This is a genomic window from Kitasatospora sp. GP82, from assembly GCF_029892105.1.
In the GTDB taxonomy this organism is placed as follows: domain Bacteria; phylum Actinomycetota; class Actinomycetes; order Streptomycetales; family Streptomycetaceae; genus Kitasatospora.
In genome coordinates this window covers 26,426-43,208 of the sequence record NZ_JARZAJ010000052.1, presented here as the reverse complement: position 1 = coordinate 43,208, position 16,783 = coordinate 26,426, and the positions used below count along the sequence as shown (strand labels likewise).

Below are 16,783 nucleotides of genomic sequence, written 5' to 3'. Positions count from 1 at the left end.
GCCCGCAAATGCTCGGGCGTGGTACCGCAGCACCCACCCACCAACGACAGCCCGTACTCGCGGGTGAACACGTCATGCGCGTCAGCCAGCTCGGCAGGCGAGAGCGGGTAGTGCGCACCGTCCTTGCCCAGCACCGGCAAGCCCGCGTTCGGCATGCACGACAGACCGATCCGCGCGTTCTTCGCCAGATAGCGCAGGTGCTCACTCATCTCCGCCGGACCCGTCGCACAGTTCAGCCCGATGTAATCCACACCCAGCGGCTCCAACGCCGTCAGCGCCGCCCCGATCTCCGACCCCAGCAGCATCGTCCCCGTGGTCTCCACGGTCACCTGCACCAGCACCGGCAGATCGAGCCCCGCCTCCGCCAGCGCCCGCTTGCACCCCAGGACCGCCGCCTTGGTCTGCAACAGGTCCTGACTCGTCTCCACCAGCAGCGCATCCGCACCACCCGCGACCAGACCCGCCGCATTCCGCTCAAAGCCCTCCCGCAGCACCTCGAACGGCGCATGCCCCAACGTCGGCAGCTTCGTCCCCGGACCGATCGAACCCAGCACCCACCGAACACGCCCATCGGCATACGCGTCCGCCGCCTCCCGGGCGATCCGCGCACCCGCCTCCGACAACTCGAAGATCCGCCCCGAGATCTCGTACTCCCCCAACGCCGAGAAGTTCGCCCCGAACGTGTTCGTCTCCACACAGTCCACGCCCACCGCGAAATACGCATCATGCACCGAACGCACAATGTCCGGGCGGGTCACATTCAGGATCTCGTTGCAACCCTCGAGCTGCTGGAAATCCTCCAACGACGGATCCCGCGCCTGAAGCATCGTGCCCATCGCCCCGTCCGCAACCACCACACGGGTCGCGAGGGCTTCGCGCAAGGCGTTCGCGCGGTCTTGCTGAGCGGATGAGGGGACGGCTGTGGCCATGGGGCTACTCCCTGGGTGCGACGGCTGTCGGCTATGCGTCCCCTCCGGTATGCGGGGATGCACGCCGTCAGGGTATCCGGACAGCCGCCCGGGTACAGAACCCATTCCGCATCGTGGGCGTCCCTTGTGAGCGAGGGAGGCTTGTTAATGGACATGACGGACACCCGGGCGGGTGCCCTGCGCCGGACATGGCGCGGCTGGTCCCGCCGACGACGGGCGGCCGTGGCGGGTCTGCTGGGGCTGGCCGTGCTGCTGATACCGGTGGTCTCGGCCGCCGCCGCGCTGCGTCTGCAGTACGCGGGCGAGCCGGCGGCCGAGGCCCGTACCCGGGGGCGGGACGCGGTCTGGCTCGGCCACTCCTGGGTGGACGGCCGGAAGGGGGACGCCGATCTCGCCGGATTGACGCGACAGCTGGCCGGCACCGGCATCCGCGACCTGTACGTGCACACCGGTCCGCTGGAGCACGACGGCTCGCTCGACCCGGTCAAGTACCCGCAGGCCCGCCGGTTCGTGGCGAGCGTGCACCAGGCACTTCCCGGGCTGCGCGTGCAGGCGTGGCTCGGGGACGTGGTGGCACCCGAGACGGACGGCCTGCGCCTGGAGCAAGCCGACACCCGGGACCGGGTCACCGCCTCCGCCCGGCAGGCACTGGACCTGGGCTTCGACGGGGTGCACTTCGATCTGGAGCCGATCCGTTCCGGATCTGCCGGATTCCTCTCCCTGCTCGACCAGGTGCACGCGGTCACCGCCGAGCGCGGGGCTCCGCTCTCCGTCGCCGCGCCGCAGATCGACCCGCTGCCCGGCCTGCACTCGGTGAGCGTCGCGCTCACCGACCACGGAAAGTGGTGGTCGCAGGCGTACTTCACGCAGGTGGCCCGCCGGGTCGAGCAGATCGCGGTGATGTCCTACGACACCGCCATGCCCGTGGAGTCGCTCTACGGCGGATACGTCGCCCAGCAGACCTCACTGGCGCTGGAGGCGACCCCGCCGCAGGTCGATCTGCTGATGGGCCTGCCCGCGTACTGGGACGACACGTTCGGGCACCGGGGCTCGGCCGAGACGGTGGCCGCCGCCGTCCGGGGCGCCCGGCTGGCGCTGGGGCGCAGCGAGCGCCAGACCTTCGGCCTCGCGCTGTACGTCGACTTCGCTGCCACGCCCGAGCACTGGGATGCCTACAGGCGCGGTTGGTGCGCCTGAGACCGTCCGGTGCCCGGCAACGACGTCGCCGAGCACCGGACGGCGTGAGAGGGACCTGTCCGTCGAGGCTCGCGCCACCGCTGCAACGCGCAACGCGCAACGCGCAACCGGGCCACTACCATGCGCAGTCAGTACGTCACATTCCGTGCACACCGACTGCTCCTGGAGAACCCGTGCGCCTCCTCGCCGCCGCCGTCACCCTCCCGCTCTCCCTGGCGCTCGCGCTGGGGACGGCGCCCGCCTCGGCCGCCCCCGCAGTCCGGGCCCAGACCCGCTACGTCGCGCTCGGCGACTCGTACTCCGCGGGTGTGGCCGCCGGGGCCTACGACCCGAGCAGTGGGGACTGCCACCGCAGCACCCGCGCCTACGGCACGCTGTGGACGGCCGGGCACCGGCCGAGCAGCTTCCTCTTCACCGCCTGCAACGGGGCGACGACCAAGGACGTGCTGCGCGACCAGCTGCCCGAGGTCCGGTCCGACACCACGCTGGCGACCATCACCGTCGGCGGCAACGACCTCGGCTTCACCAAGGCGATCGTCTCCTGTCTGCAACCGCTCACCACCGAGAGCCTCTGCGACCAGGCGATGGCGGAGTCCGAGCAGAAGCTGCGCGACGAGCTGCCCGGCAAGCTGGAGCAGACCTACCAGGCGATCGGCACGGCCGCGCCGGGCGCGAAGGTGGTGGTGGCCGGTTACCCGCACCTGCTGGAGCACGGCTCCGTCCTGTGCACGGTCGGCACACCTGCCCGCCGCGACCGGTTCAACGCCCTGACGGACCGACTGGACGAGCTGATCAGAGCTCAGGCCACCAAGCAGGGGTTCGAGTTCGCCGATGTGCGCGGCTCCTTCGCCGGTCATGGCATCTGCGCCGGGGGAAGCCAGGAGTGGATCGCCAGAATCGTGGTTCCGGCCTACTGGGAGTCCTTCCACCCGACCACCGTCGGACAGGCGCAGGGCTACCTCCCGCCCGTCTCCGCGGCGATCGCCGGCTGAGTCCTGCGGGTCCGCCCCTGCCGTACCGGCGAAGGCATCAAAGCCCGTAGGCTGGGCAGGTAGGGACCATGGAACGGGTTGTTCCATGGTGAGAAGGGTCAACAGTCGGCAGTCGGCCGCCAGCTCCTGTACTGGCACAGCTCGTACTGGAACAGACCGCACTGGCAGGGCAGGGCGGGGCGGGCCGCTGACCGACCGGAGGGAGACACTGGGTGATCGAGTTGGAAGATGTTCCCGAGTTGATCGACCCGGTGATGGTCTGTGCGTTCGAGGGCTGGAACGACGCAGGCGACGCCGCCTCGGCGGCCGTGGGGCACCTGGACGAGACCTGGGGCGGCAAGGTCTTCGCCGCGCTGGACGCCGAGGACTACTACGACTTCCAGGTCAACCGGCCCACCGTGTGGCTGGACGGCGGGGTGCGCCGGATCACCTGGCCGACCACCCGCCTCTCGGTGGTCCGGGTCACCGAGCCCAAGACGCGTGACCTGGTGCTGGTCCGGGGCATCGAGCCGAGCATGCGCTGGCGTTCGTACTGCAACGAACTGCTCGGCTTCGCCCACGAGTTGGGTGTGGAGCTGGTGGTGATCCTCGGTGCGCTGCTCGGGGACACCCCGCACAGCCGGCCGGTGCCGGTCAGCGGTGTCACCTCGGACGCCGCGCTGGCCCGCAGCCTCGACCTGGAGGAGAGCCGCTACGAGGGCCCGACGGGCATCGTCGGCGTGCTCCAGGAGGCCTGCGCGCACGCGGGCGTCCCGGCCGTGACGCTCTGGGCGGCCGTGCCGCACTACGTCGCCCAGCCGCCCAACCCGAAGGCCACGCTGGCGCTGATCAACAAGCTGGAGGACCTGCTCGACCTGCGGATCCCGCCGGGCGAGCTGAGCGAGGACGCCCGGGCCTGGCAGCTCGGTGTGGACCAGCTGGCCGCCGAGGACAGTGAAGTGGCCGAGTACGTCCAGCAGTTGGAGGAGGCCCAGGACACCGCCGAGCTGCCGGAGGCGTCCGGCGACGCGATCGCGCGGGAGTTCGAGCGCTATCTGCGCCGCCGGGAGAACCTCGGCCCGACCGGCGAGAAGCCCGCCGTCGGCCACGCCACCGCGGAGCGCCCGTCCGAGCCGGAGACCAAGGACGCCAAGGACCCCACCGAGCCCGAGGGTTCGGACGAGAGCCCGGAGGAGAGCCCCGACGAGGGGGACGACAGCGAGAAGTGAAGACCGAAGGGGCGTCAGGGATTTCTCCCTGACGCCCCTTCGACGTCCGCGTCCGGATGGATCACCCGGGGAACGGGGGGTGCCGCCTAGAGGGCGACGCCCAGGAGCGCGTCGACCGTCCGCGAGACCAGGCCGGGCGCACCGATGTCGGTACCGCCGGTCTCGCCCTGCAGAGCCGCCCAGCGGTCCACGGCGGCCAGCGCGGCGGGCGCGTCCAGGTCCTCCGCGAGGGCGGCGCGGACCTCGGCCAGCAGGGCCTCGGCCGACGGGCCGTCAGGACGGGAGACCGCGGCGCGCCAGCGGGCGAGCCGATCGACGGCACCGTCCAGGTCCTCCTTGGTCCACTCCCAGTCGCTGCGGTAGTGGTGCGCCAGCAGCGCCAGCCGGATCGCCGCCGGGTCCACGCCCTCGCGCCGCAGCACGGAGACGAACACCAGGTTGCCCCGGGACTTGGACATCTTGTGCCCGTCGAGGCTGACCATCCCGGCGTGCACATAGGAGCGGGCGTACGGGTGGCCGCCGGTGGCGACATGGGCGTGCGACGCACCCATCTCGTGGTGCGGGAAGGAGAGGTCGCTGCCGCCGCCCTGGATGTCGAAGGACATCCCCAGGTACTTCAGCGCGATGGCCACGCACTCGATGTGCCAGCCGGGGCGGCCGTGGCCGAGCTCGGTGTCCCAGGCGGGCTCGCCCTGGCGGGCGGCCAGCCAGAGCAGCGGGTCGAGCCGGTGCTTCTTACCGGGGCGGTCCGGGTCGCCGCCGCGCTCGGCGAAGACCGGGAGCATCGCCTCCCGGTCGAGACCGGAGACCTCGCCGAAGTGCGGGTCGGACTCGATCGAGAAGTAGATGTCGCCGTCCACGTCGTACGCGGCGCCGCTCTCCAGCATCTTCTGGACCAGCGGGACGATCCACGGGATCGACTCCACCGCGCCGATGTAGTGGGCCGGGGGGAGCATCCGCAGGGCGGTCATGTCCTCGCGGAACAGGGCGGTCTCGCGTTCGGCGAGCACCGTCCAGTCCTGTCCGGTGGCCACGGCCCGCTCCAGCAGCGGGTCGTCGACGTCGGTGACGTTCTGCACGTACAGGACGTCGTGACCGCCGTCCTTCCACACGCGCTGCACCAGGTCGAAGGCGGTGTAGGTGGCGGCGTGGCCCAGGTGGGTGGCGTCGTAGGGGGTGATACCGCAGACGTAGATCCGGGCGGTGCCGTCCAGCGGCACGACCTCCCGGACTCCGCCGGTGGCGGTGTCGTGGATACGGAGCGGGAGCCCCTGACCAGGCAGGGCGGGAACCTCGGAGGCGGGCCAGGCATGCATGGAAACGACTCTAACCTTGCGATCATTTGAAAGGCTAACCAGTTACCAAGATCGGCTTGAATCAGCTTACGACTGATCTTGTCCGAATCCCGTCGCCATGCCCCCGTCATCCCCCTGTCGGAGTGTCTCGCTCCCCCGTCGGAGCGCCCCGGAGGCCGTCGGCGCGGCCCTGCACCACTGCCCGACGGGTGGTCAGACCGGCGGCCAGGGGATCGACGGCCAGTCAGGAGAGGGCAGCGGATGCCGTGCCGTACGGCGCAGCAGGGCCACCCGCTCCGCAGCGGCGGCCAGCTCGGCCTTGGTGAGATGGGGGCGCAGACGCTCCCCGAGAGCCCCGTCCAGCGACTCCGCGAGCCGGGCGAGGACACCGAACGCCTCCTCGGTCACCGGTTGCTCGGCCCAGCCCCACAGCAGGGTGCGCAGCTTGCCGGCGACGGCGAAGGTGACCCCGTGGTCGATCCCGTACAGGCGGCCGTCGGCAGCGGGGATCCAGTGGCCGCCCTTGCGGTCGGCGTTGTTCAGTACGGCGTCCAGGACGGCCAGGCGGCGCAGCCGCTCGTCGTCCCGGTGCACCAGCAGAGCGGTTCGGCCGGGGCCCACCTCGGCCCGGACGATCGGCAGCCAGCCGGGTTCGGGCCCGGCCGGGTCCTGGAGCGCCAGCAGCTCCTCGGCCTCCGGGTCCGGCTCGACCCAGAGCTGCACCATGCCGGGGCCGTGCGGGCCGTCGCGCAGCACGGTCGGCGGTATCAGCCCCCAGCCGGTGGCGGCCGAGACCTCGTAGGCCGCGACCTCGCGCCCGGCCAGCGTGCCGTCGGGGAAGTCCCAGAGCGGACGCTCCCCGGCGACGGGCTTGTAGACGCACGGGGTGGTCAGGCCGTCCAGGGCCACCGTGCAGTACAACACGGCGTTCGAGGCGTCGGTGAGCCTGCCGTGCACGGCGAGGGCACCCTCGCGCAGCAGGCGCAGGGCGGTCTCGGGGTCCGCCGCGAGGGCAGCACTGGTGACCGGATCGGCCAGCGGGACCTCGGACTGCTCTGCCTCCGGCTGCCGTGCCTCGGCCTGGGTGGGTGCCAAGTCGCCGTTCAGCGCCGGTAACCGTTCGCGCGCGGGCACAGATGGCCCTCGGGGTCCAGCGGAAGGTTGCAGAACGGGCAGGGCTTGCGGCCGGCCGCGACCAGGTCGAGCGCACGCTTGGCGAAGACCCGGGCCATCGCGCCGGAGAGGCGGACCCGGAGCATGTCCGGGCCGCTCTCGTCGTCCTCGAAGGGGCTCTTGTCCGCCTCCTCGTCCTCCTCGGCCTCGGCGTCGTCCTCGGTCAGCGCCTGCGCCTCGACCACCAGGCACTCGTCCACGCTGTCCCAGGCGAGCGCCATGGTGCCGACCCGGAACTCCTGCTCCAGCGGGAGGTCGAGCGGGGCGGTGTCGATCAGCTCGACCGGGGCGACAGCGGGGATCGTCGCCGAGCCGCCGCTGCGGCGCAGCGCCTCGTCCAGCACCTGGTCCACCCGCTCGGCGAGCGCCATGACCTGGGCCTTCTCCAGCAGCACGCTGGTGATCCGCCCACGGGTGCTGGCCTGCAGGTAGAACGCCCGCTGGCCGGGCTGGCCGACGGTGCCGGCCACGAACCGCTCGGGCTGGTCGTAGAAGTAGACCTGACGGGGCACTCTCTCGCTCCGGGTTCTGATGGATCAGGGTCTGGTGGATCAGGGTCTGATCTGGTTCGATCGTGGGCTCTTTTGCCACCCTACGGCCTGCGCGCCCGCCCCGGTGGGTCAGGTGCGAGGTAGTCCGTCAGGTGTCAGCCGGGTGTCCACCCGCACCCGTGCGGGCCGTTGGGGGCCCGCAACGGTGCTGTGGGGGCGCTCGTCCGCGGCCGCGAGCGGTCAGTCCATACCGGTGTCGCCGCCGACCACCGCGTCGCCACGGGGAGTGCGGGCGTCGGGGCGCGGGGCGAGCGAGGCGAGGCTGCCGGTGTCGCCGACCCTGAGGACGAAGGGGCGCTGCGGGGTGTAGCGGATCGCGGTGACCGAGCAGGGCTCGACGGAGATCCGCTGGAAGTGGTCGAGGTGCAGGCCGAGGGCGTCCGCGACCACGGCCTTGATCACATCGCCGTGCGAGCACGCCACCCAGACGGCCTCGGGGCCGTGCTCGGCGGCGATCTTCTCGTCCCACTCGCGGACGGCCGTCACCGTGCGGTGGCTGAGCGCCCGCAGCGACTCGCCACCAGGGAAGGCGGCCGCCGCGGCGTGGTCCTGCACGGTGCGCCAGAGCGGCTCCTTGGCCAGCTCTGCCAGCGGGCGGCCGGTCCAGTCGCCGTAGTGGCACTCGCCGAGCCGCTCGTCCAGTGCGAGCGAACCCAGCTCGGGGCGGGAGTCCAGCAACGGCTCCAGGGTCTGACGGCAACGCTCCAGCGGACTGCTCACGGCCTGGACCAGCGGCATACCCGCCAACCGGTCGGAGAGGTTCGCGGCCTGGCTGCGTCCGGTGTCGTCCAAGTCCACGCCAGGGGTCCAACCGGCGAGGATTCCGGCGGTGTTGGCGGTGGAACGGCCGTGGCGGACGAGCAACAGGGTCGGCATGGGGCCCAGCCTACGGCCTGCGGCCGGGCATCGGGCCCGCATGCCCCGACCACGTTCCGGCCCGCCTCACGACGCCCGCCTCACGACGCCCGGCGTACGCGACCGGCGGTCCGGTGATCCCGTGCTCGGGCCCGCGACCTGATCGCACGCCACCGTCCGATGATGGCGCCGCCCGCAGCGGGCGGGCGACAATGGCCTGGTGATCGTCGACAGCGCCATCTACCGTGACGGCCACCGGGTCGCGGGGCCGTCGGACCTCTCCGATGCCCTCGACGCCGCCCGGGAGTCCGGGGACGGCTTCGTCTGGGTGGGTCTGTTCGAGCCCACCGCCGAGGAGTTGGAGCTGGTCAGCGCCGAGTTCGGCCTTCACCCGCTCGCCGTCGAGGATGCCGTGACCGCGCATCAGCGCCCCAAGCTGGAGCAGTACGAGGGCTCGCTCTTCATGGTGTTCAAGACGATCGGCCACCACCCCGACGGCCACGCCGTGAGCACCGGTGAGCTGATGCTCTTCACCGGAGACTCCTACGTGGTGACGGTCCGCCACGGCGCCGACAGCCCGCTGTCCGGGCTGCGGGCCCTGCTGGAGAGAGAGCCCGAGCTGCTCGCCTCCGGCCCGGTCTCCGTCCTCTACGCCATCGCCGACCTGGTGGCGGACGGCTACCTCGATGTCGCCGCCACCCTGCAGGCCGGTCTGGACGAGCTGGAGGCCGAGGTCTTCGCACCGGGCCGCCCGCCGACGGGATCGCCGAGCGGATCTACGCCTTCAAGCGCCAGGTGATGACCTTCCGCCGGGCCACCGTCCCGTTGCAGGAGCCGGCGGTCCGCCTGGCGGGCGGCAGCATCGAGTACGTCCCCGCGGAGCTCCAGCCGTACCTGCGCGACGTGGCCGACCACCTGTCCCGGGTCAACGAGATGGTGGACGGCCTGGACCGCCTGCTCTCGGACATCCTCAACGCCAACCTCGCGCAGGTGAGCGTCCAGCAGAACAACGACATGCGGAAGATCTCGGCCTGGGCGGCGCTGGCCGCCGTACCGACGATGATCGCGGGCGTCTACGGCATGAACTTCACCGACATGCCCGAGCTGCGCCAGCCCTGGGGCTACCCTGCGGCGCTCGCGCTGATGATCGGCGTCTGCCTGGTCCTCCACCGCGTCTTCAAACGCAGCGGCTGGCTGTAGCCCTGCGAGCGAACGTGCTTTCAGGGGCGCGGGGCTCTGAAAGCACGTTCGCTCGCGCCCCTGAGGGCATATCGCTCGCCCCTGGGGTGCAGCGGCTAGGCCAGGCCGGCCAGTTCGAGGGCCTCGACGCCGGCGCGGAGGGCGGCGATCCGCTCGTCCAGGGTGAACCCGGCGGGGGCGAGGGTGAGCGTGGTGACGCCCGCGTCGGCGTACGCCTGCATCCGGTCGGCGATCCGGGCGGTGGAGCCCAGCAGCGAGGTGGCGTCGATCAGGTCGTGCGGGACGGCCGCCGCGGCACCCGCGTAGTCCCTGGCGAGGTAGCGCTCCTGGATCTCGTCGGCGGCCTGCTCGTAGCCCATCCGGCGGGTGAGCTGGTTGTAGAAGTTCTTCTCCTTGCTGCCCATACCGCCGATGTAGAGCGCCGCGTAGGAGCGCTGCGAGTCGGCGGCGGCCTTGACGTCCTCGCCGAGCGAGATGGCCACGGTCGGGCAGAGGTCGAAGCCGTCCAGCGTCAGACCGGCCTTGGCGCGCCCGGCCTTGAGCGGCTCGATGGAGAGCGCGGCGTGCTCGGGCGCGAAGAAGATACCGAGCCAGCCGTCGGCGATCTCGCCCGTCTGCTCCAGGTTCTTCGGGCCGATCGCGGCGATGTACAGCGGGATGTGCTCGCGCACCGGGTGCACGGTCAGCTTGATCGGCTTGCCGGGCCCGCCGGGCAGCGGCAGCGTCCAGTTGGCACCCTCGTGGACCAGGCGCTCCCGGGACATCGCCTTGCGGATGATCTCGACGTACTCCCTGGTGCGAGCCAGCGGCTTGTCGAACTTGACGCCGTACCAGCCCTCGGAGACCTGCGGGCCCGAGACGCCGAGGCCGAGCCGGAAGCGCCCGCCCGAGAGGGTGTCCAGGGTCGCGGCGGTCATCGCGGTCATGGTGGGCGTACGGGCGGGGATCTGGAAGATCGCCGAGCCGACGTCGATCCGCTCGGTCTTCGCGGCGACGTAGCTGAGCACGGTGGCGGCGTCGGAGCCGTACGCCTCGGCCGCCCAGCAGACCGAGTAGCCGAGCCGGTCGGCCTCCTGGGCGACCGCGATGTTGTCGGCGTCCATGCCGAGTCCCCAGTAGCCGAGGTTGATGCCGAGTCGCATGGTGCGAAGCCCTTCAGTCGGTCCGGTCCGATTCGCGCGGGATTGTCGGCCGAGCGTAACCGGGGGGTCGCAGGTCATGCTACTGGCCGGTAGGTGTGGGCTGCGTCACGCCCTCCCGGTGCCGCTCCTGCGGGTCTGCCGGGCAGCCCGGGTCACGGCCGCTACGCTCAGCCGACGTGGGGAAGACCCTTCCCACCTGCGCATTTATCAGCTGACGGAGGGCCTGCCCGATGGAAAAGCGTCATCTCGGCCGGACCGGGCTGCGGGTCTCCAGGCTCGGCCTCGGCACCATGACCTGGGGCCGGGACACCGACGAGCACGAGGCCGCCGAACAGCTCAAGGTCTTCGTCGACGCGGGCGGCACCCTGGTCGACACCGCCGACGTGTACGCCGACGGCGGCGCCGAGTACCTGCTCTCCCGGCTGACGGACACCCTGATCCCGCGCTCCGAACTGGTGATCGCCACCAAGGCCGGCAGCACCCCCGACTCCGACCGCCGCTTCGACACCTCGCGCGGCCGGATGCTCGCCGCCCTCGACGCCTCGCTGCGCCGCCTCGGCACCGACTACGTCGACCTCTGGCAGGTCCACGCGTACGACCCCGCCACCCCCACCGAGGAGACCCTGCACACCCTCGATCTCGCCGTCAGCTCCGGCCGGGCCCGATACGTCGGAGTCTCCAACTTCAGCGGCTGGCAGCTCGCCAAGGCCGCCGCCTGGCAGCTCGGCCACCCCGGCCGGGTGCCACTCGCCGGTACCCAGATGGAGTACTCGCTGCTTCAGCGCGGCATCGAGCGCGAGGTCCTGCCCGCCGCCCTCGACGCCGGAGTGGGGGTGCTCGCCTCCTCCCCGATCGGACGCGGTGTGCTGACCGGCAAGTACCGGCACGGCGTACCGCCCGAGTCCCGGGGCGCCTCCCCCCACCTCACCGGCTTCGTCCAGCCCTACCTCGGCGAGCGCTCGCGGCGCATCGTCGACGCCCTCGCCACCGCCGCCGACGGCCTCGCCAGCAGCCCGCTCGCGGTCGCCCTGGCATGGGTCCTCGACCGCCCCGGCGTGGCGAGCGCCCTAGTCGGCGCCCGGACCGCCGCCCAGCTGACGGCAACGCTGTCGGTGGAGGCGCTTACGCTTCCGGGGGAGATCCGAGGTGCGCTGGACGATGTTTCGGCGCCGCTACACCGTTACCCCGACCAGGGCTGGACGGAGCTGTGAGGAGCGATTGATGGGCAACGTGGAGAACAACGCTCCCGAGCACCGCGCGGAGGCCGTCGCGGCCCTGGCGGAGGCAATCCGCGGCATCGGCCGCCAGGGCGAAGCCACCGGGGCGGGCAACGCAGGCGAGGCCACCGAGGCTACGGAGACCACGGAGGGCCCTGACGGACCCTCGGAGCCGGGCAGCGCGAGTGACGCGGGCAGCGGCGACGCGGGTGGGGCTGCTGGGATTGACGAGGCCGCCGAAAGTACTGACGCGGCCTCGAAGCAGGTGGGTGAGGCCGGAGCGGACGAGGCCGGCGAACGAGACTCCGCGGGCCACGGCGAGGCGGACGCCCGCGATGGCCGGGGGGACAGCCCGGCGCCCGCCCCTGGCACGGCTGCTGAAGGTGCTTCCGAGACCGCACACGCGTCCGCGAGCCATGGGCAGGCGGACGCCGACAGTGAGCGGGGAGACAGCCCGGTGTCCGCACCCGGCGAAGGGGCTGCGACCGGCTCGGTGGCCGGGCATATGACGGACCGGCAGCGGGCCGAGGCCCTGCGGGCAGCAACCGAGGCCCTCGCCACGGGCGGCGCCCCCGGGGCAACCGCCGCAGCCCCGACCGGCGCGGAAGCCAAGCAGGTGACGGACCGGCAGCGGGCCGAGGCCCTGCGGGCGGCTGCCGAGGTGCTCACGGCGGGCGGCGCCCCGGCCGCGCTTGCCGAGGCGGCTGTCGCCGAACTCGGCGAGGGCGCCGCAGAGGTGCTGCGGGCCGACCCGTGGGCCGTGCTCGCGCTGCCGGGCGTCCGGCCCGAGCACGCGGACGGCTTCGCGCGCGGTCTGCTCGGTCCGGCGGCCGCTCCCGGCGACAAGCGCCGTGCTCAGGCCCTGGTCCCGTGGCTGCTGGAGCAGGCGGCGCTGCGCGGCCACTCCGCCCAGGAGATCGGTGAGGTGGTCACCGGCCTGGAGAGGCTCGGCCTGCCCGACGCGGCCGTCGCGCTCCAGGAGGTCGTGGTGGACGGCCGGGTGATGGCATTTCAGGACGAAATCCCGGGCCGTCACACCACCACCTCGGACGAGGACGAGCCCCCCACCCAGACCCTGCTGGCCCTGGAGCGCCTCGCCCTCGCCGAGGAGAGCCTTGCGGACGGACTCGTCCGGATCATGTCCACCTTCGTCCCCGCCGAGGACGAGCCCGCGCCCGAGGCCGAGGCCGTAGCCGTAGCCGTCGAGGAGCCCGAGGCCGACGAGCCTCCGGCCGCCACCGACGCGCCGGACGAGGACACCGCCCGCCCCCAGCCGGAGGCCGCCCCGTTCTCCCCCCGGGCCGTCGGGCCGTCCGCCTGGGAGGCCGCGGCCGCAGCTTCGCCCTCCTCCTCGGCCGCCGCCCTGATCAGGGCCGTCGCCGAAAACCCGCTCGTCCTGCACACGGGCGGCGAGTCCGCGCGCGCCGAGCCCGCCGCGCTGCTGCACGCCGCGCACGGCCTCGGCCTGCGCGCCTGGGCCGCGACCTGGACGGACCACGGCCGCGACAGCCTCGCCACGCTCCTGCCCGGTGCGCCTTCGACCGGCGCGTTTTCGGCCGACGCACGCCCGGCCGGCGGGCCCGCGACGGCAGCGGCCGCTCCGCCCGTGGTCACCCTCGCCGAGCTGCTGGCCGGAGCCGCCGGCCCCGGCCGCGCCGAGGACGGCTCACTCGCGCTGGACGTCCTGATCGTGCTGGACGCGCCCCTGCTAGACGTCGAACTGGCGGCCACCCTGCTGGAGGCCCTGGCCGACGGCACCCGTCTGGTCCTGAGCGGCGACCCCGGCCAGCTCTGGTCGGCGGGGCCCGGCCGCTTCTTCGCCGATCTGCTCGCCGCCAAGGCGTGCCCGGCGGTGGCCTCCCGGACACCGGACTTCGGTCCGATCGGCGAGCTGGTCTCCGGCGTCGGCATCGGCGAGCTGCAGAGCGTCGAGGCGCCGGAGAAGGAGGTGGTGATCGTCACCGCCAAGGACGGCCGCGAGGCCGTGCACCGCGCGATCCAGCTGCTCACCGACTCCATCCCGCGCGCACTGGGCATCCCGGCCGAGCAGGTGGTCCTGCTGACCCCGGGCCATGGCGGCAGTGCCGGCACCCGAGCGCTGAACGCCGCGGCCAAGGCCCGGCTCAACCCCGGCCCCGGCCGGTTCGGCGGCTTCGACCCCGGTGACCGGGCGGTGTACTCGCCCGCGCCCGGTGCCACCCGCCCGGTGCGGGTCCTGGACGGCGATGCCTCCGGGCTGCACCTCGAACTCTCCGACGGCACCCGGCTGACCGTCACCCCTGCCCAGACCGCGAAGCTGCGCCACGGCTGGGCACTGACGGTCCATCAGGCCGTCGGCCGACGCTGGCCCGGCGTGGTGGCCGTGCTGCCGGACGACGCGGCGGCCGGGCTGACCCGGCAGTGGGTGTACACCGCGTTCGGGCGCGCCGAGCGGCACCTCTCCGTGGTCCACGCGGCGGGCCAGGCGCTGCCGCAGGCGGTCGCCGAGCGGCCCGCCCAGCCGCGCACCACCCGGCTCCGGGCGATCCTGGCCGAGCAGACCGGCCAGGCGTGCTGACATCACTGCGCCGCCGGCACCGGCGGCGGGGTGGCGCCGGAGGGAGGACCTCCGGCGCCACCCGGTGCGCGCGCTGCCTCAGGCCTCGCCCTCAAAGGCGTCCAGGTCGTCGTCGTAGACCTCGCTGACGTCGAAGCGGCAGATCAGCAGCTGCGGATCGGCGCCGTCGAAGGGCTCCGGCAGCCACTCTCCGGGGTCGGACGGTTCGGATGCCGCGACCCAGAGGGTCGAGTCGCCCTCCTCCAGGCCGAACTCCTCGCATCGGGCGGCGATCTCGTCCGGCTCGTACTCACCGAAGAGCACGCCGATGGCCGCGTTGACGCCACCGTCCTTGCCGCCCCCGGGAGTGAGGGTGCTGTCCACCCGTTCCGCCTGGTTCCGCAGCCGCTTGGCGTCGGCGATCAGGTAGTCGCGGCGGATCAGCACACTGATCGCCTCGGGCTGGTCAGGACCGGCGTAGCCGCCGGTGCTCTCGTCCCCGGGGACTTCGAAGGGGGTGACCTCGTCATAGACCTCGTAGAGGATCTGGTCGTAGGCGATGGCCGCCGCTGCGAGCTCCTCGTAGGCGGTGACAACAGCAGGATCGTCCGCTGCTGCAGGGGCGGAGACCGCTTGCAGGTGGCGGTCGATTGCTGCCTTGACCGCCTCGGCGGCGGCGCGTACCTCGGCGATGGTGAGCTGCGCGGCATCAGACATGGTGCTGACGCTATCTCCCCTGGGTGGCGACACGCACAGGGGATATCGCCTACACCCGTGAATTCCCGGCAACTTACCCCCGGATGTCCGGTCCGGGTGGTTCTGTGCCCGCCCTCACAGATGGCCGAAGCCGAACTTGTCCGACCATCGGAGGGGCATCGCACGCCCCAGGCCTGGGTATCCCGTCGACATCTCGTCGGCATCCCATCGGCATCTCGTCAGCAGCACGGAAACTGATTGACTGCCAGTACCACCCGCGCCAGTCTCGCAAGCAGCAAGCGCCCGGGCTCGGTCCGCAGGCCCGGTCCGGTTGTCACAGGCAGGTCGTACCCTGGCCTCCAGACGTACCGCAGGAGGAAAGCTTTGACTCCACCCAAACTGGTCCGACAGCCCGAGTACGAGTACCAGTCGCTGCGCATGCCGCGCGGCACCAGCAGGAACGCGGCCCGGCAGCTGCTCACCGAGCACGCCGAGTACGGTCACTGGGAGTTGGACCGGCTGCGGCTGTTCCCGGACGGCAGCCGCACGGTACTGCTGCGCCGCCGGATCATCCGGCAGGTCAGGAGCTGGTAGCCGAGGGGCGTCGTACCCACCGGGGTGTCGAGGCCGACCACCACGGGGCGCACCTATGTCGACCGCGTGGGGTGCACGTGGCAGGCGCTCGTAGCCGTAACCGCTACGGCTACGAGCGCTGTGTCGCTGTCCTACCGACCCTGACCCCGACTCCTGCTCGTGCGCCGGGACGGGCCTGGCAGGCCGCATTCCTGTCGACCGCCAGGCCCGTCTGACTCGTCGCGTCCGCTGTACTGATCGCGTCCGCCGTAGTCGCGCCGGTTCAGCGCTCGGCGTTCAGCGGCGCACCAGGTGCAGGCTCAGCGCGCCGCTGCGCGGGAGCGACGGTAGAGCACACCGCCACCGAGCAGCAGCGCCACGCCGGCGGGGGCGATCAGCTCGAGACCGTCGGCGCCGGTGGAGGCCAGCTGGCCCGTCTGCGCAGGCTGGGCCTGGGCCTGGGTCTGCAGCGCCACCCGCGCGGCGCCCGTACCGCTGCCCGTACCGCTGCCCGTCGTGCCCCCGCCGACTCCGGTGTTCGTCCCGGTACCGCTCGGCGGGGTCTGGGTTGAACCGCCCGTGCCGGTGTCGGTGCCGGTCGGCGGAGTGCCGACTGGGGGCGTGCTGCGCGGCGGGGGGTTGTGAGCCCCGGTGTCCACGGGCGGGCAGTCGTCGCCGGGCGCGGGCGTCGAGTGGCTCGGCGGGGTGACCTCGGTGCTGCCGTGGTTGCCGCAGTCGTTGCCGAAGGCCGGGTTACCGGCGCCGACCACGTTGACCGAGTTCCCGCAGGCGTTCACCGGGATGGTGATCGGGGCCTGCGCGTTGTTCCCGGCGAGGACACCCGGGGAGTTGTGTGCGCCCCCCTCGGCCGAGGCGCCCGGACCGGCGTGACCCGGCCCGTTCGGCCCGCCGTCGGTGCCCTGTGCGCCCTGGGTGCCGTCGGTACCGTGGTCCACGTTTCCGCAGTTGCTGCCCATCGCCGGGTTGAGCAGGCCAACCACGTTGACCGTGTTGCCACAGGCATTGACGGGGATGTCCACGGGGGCCTGCACGCTGTTCCCGGACCCCACCCCGGGCGAGTTCGCCGCACCGCCGTGGGCTTCGGCACTCGCGTACGCGTAGCCCGCGGTGGAGGCCAGCACACTGCCGGTGGCAACGGCAGTGAGGATTCCTCTCTTGGCGACCTGTCGCATGTACTCCCCTGACTTGTGATTGTCGG

The 16,783-nt window shown here is 72.4% G+C and carries 14 protein-coding genes and 1 pseudogene; 7 read left to right on the top strand and 8 right to left on the bottom strand.

The annotated features are described in order from the left end of the window. A partial coding sequence (locus tag P3T39_RS32790) for a homocysteine S-methyltransferase family protein (protein WP_280702901.1) occupies window positions 1–929 on the bottom strand: 929 nt, incomplete at its 3' end. Window positions 930–1,076: 147 nt separating this feature from the next. Between P3T39_RS32790 and P3T39_RS32785 the strand changes: the two genes are divergently transcribed. From P3T39_RS32785 to P3T39_RS32775, 3 genes are all read left to right on the top strand, one after another. Continuing rightward, window positions 1,077–2,126, top strand: a complete 1,050-nt coding sequence (locus P3T39_RS32785; protein WP_280702900.1) for a hypothetical protein — start codon at window positions 1,077–1,079, stop codon at window positions 2,124–2,126. A 173-nt stretch (window positions 2,127–2,299) separates the two neighbouring features. Next, window positions 2,300–3,118 carry an SGNH/GDSL hydrolase family protein gene (locus P3T39_RS32780; RefSeq protein ID WP_280702899.1) on the top strand — a complete coding sequence of 273 codons (819 nt, stop codon included), beginning with the start codon at window positions 2,300–2,302 and terminating at the stop codon, window positions 3,116–3,118. A 212-nt stretch (window positions 3,119–3,330) separates the two neighbouring features. Continuing rightward, on the top strand, window positions 3,331–4,326 hold the full coding sequence (locus P3T39_RS32775; protein WP_280702898.1) for a PAC2 family protein: 996 nt from the start codon (window positions 3,331–3,333) through the stop codon (window positions 4,324–4,326). Window positions 4,327–4,412: 86 nt separating this feature from the next. Here the strand turns inward: P3T39_RS32775 and mshC are convergent, their stop codons facing one another. The 4 genes from mshC to P3T39_RS32755 form a co-directional block, all read right to left on the bottom strand. After that, window positions 4,413–5,642 (bottom strand): cysteine--1-D-myo-inosityl 2-amino-2-deoxy-alpha-D-glucopyranoside ligase, encoded by a 1,230-nt coding sequence (gene mshC, locus P3T39_RS32770; RefSeq protein WP_280702897.1) that lies wholly within the window; start codon window positions 5,640–5,642, stop codon window positions 4,413–4,415. Window positions 5,643–5,834: 192 nt separating this feature from the next. Further along, on the bottom strand, window positions 5,835–6,659 hold the full coding sequence (locus P3T39_RS32765; RefSeq protein WP_280702904.1) for an SCO1664 family protein: 825 nt from the start codon (window positions 6,657–6,659) through the stop codon (window positions 5,835–5,837). Between the two features lie 65 nt (window positions 6,660–6,724). Then, window positions 6,725–7,306 carry a DUF3090 domain-containing protein gene (locus P3T39_RS32760; RefSeq protein WP_280702896.1) on the bottom strand — a complete coding sequence of 194 codons (582 nt, stop codon included), beginning with the start codon at window positions 7,304–7,306 and terminating at the stop codon, window positions 6,725–6,727. Between the two features lie 219 nt (window positions 7,307–7,525). Next, on the bottom strand, window positions 7,526–8,221 hold the full coding sequence (locus P3T39_RS32755; RefSeq protein ID WP_280702895.1) for a histidine phosphatase family protein: 696 nt from the start codon (window positions 8,219–8,221) through the stop codon (window positions 7,526–7,528). Between the two features lie 199 nt (window positions 8,222–8,420). Between P3T39_RS32755 and P3T39_RS32750 the strand changes: the two are divergent. Next, a pseudogene (locus P3T39_RS32750) lies at window positions 8,421–9,400 on the top strand (magnesium and cobalt transport protein CorA). 95 nt (window positions 9,401–9,495) lie between these two features. Here the strand turns inward: P3T39_RS32750 and P3T39_RS32745 are convergent. Continuing rightward, on the bottom strand, window positions 9,496–10,542 hold the full coding sequence (locus P3T39_RS32745) for an LLM class F420-dependent oxidoreductase (protein WP_280702894.1): 1,047 nt from the start codon (window positions 10,540–10,542) through the stop codon (window positions 9,496–9,498). A gap of 230 nt (window positions 10,543–10,772) precedes the next feature. On the opposite strand from P3T39_RS32745, the gene P3T39_RS32740 reads away from it, so the two are divergent. After that, window positions 10,773–11,753: an aldo/keto reductase gene (locus P3T39_RS32740; RefSeq protein ID WP_280702892.1), complete on the top strand. Its 981-nt coding sequence runs from the start codon at window positions 10,773–10,775 to the stop codon at window positions 11,751–11,753. Between the two features lie 10 nt (window positions 11,754–11,763). After that, window positions 11,764–14,316, top strand: coding sequence for an ATP-binding domain-containing protein (locus tag P3T39_RS32735; protein WP_280702891.1), 2,553 nt, complete (start codon window positions 11,764–11,766; stop codon window positions 14,314–14,316). A gap of 78 nt (window positions 14,317–14,394) precedes the next feature. Here P3T39_RS32735 and P3T39_RS32730 read toward each other — a convergent pair whose 3' ends face one another. Continuing rightward, window positions 14,395–15,012: a hypothetical protein gene (locus P3T39_RS32730; RefSeq protein ID WP_280702890.1), complete on the bottom strand. Its 618-nt coding sequence runs from the start codon at window positions 15,010–15,012 to the stop codon at window positions 14,395–14,397. A gap of 378 nt (window positions 15,013–15,390) precedes the next feature. Between P3T39_RS32730 and P3T39_RS32725 the strand changes: the two genes are divergently transcribed. Then, entirely contained in the window at window positions 15,391–15,585 is a 195-nt protein-coding gene (locus P3T39_RS32725) for a DUF5703 family protein (RefSeq protein ID WP_280702903.1), read from the top strand. Between the two features lie 299 nt (window positions 15,586–15,884). Here P3T39_RS32725 and P3T39_RS32720 read toward each other — a convergent pair whose 3' ends face one another. Then, window positions 15,885–16,757, bottom strand: coding sequence for a chaplin (locus P3T39_RS32720; protein WP_280702889.1), 873 nt, complete (start codon window positions 16,755–16,757; stop codon window positions 15,885–15,887). Window positions 16,758–16,783: the final 26 nt, after the last annotated feature.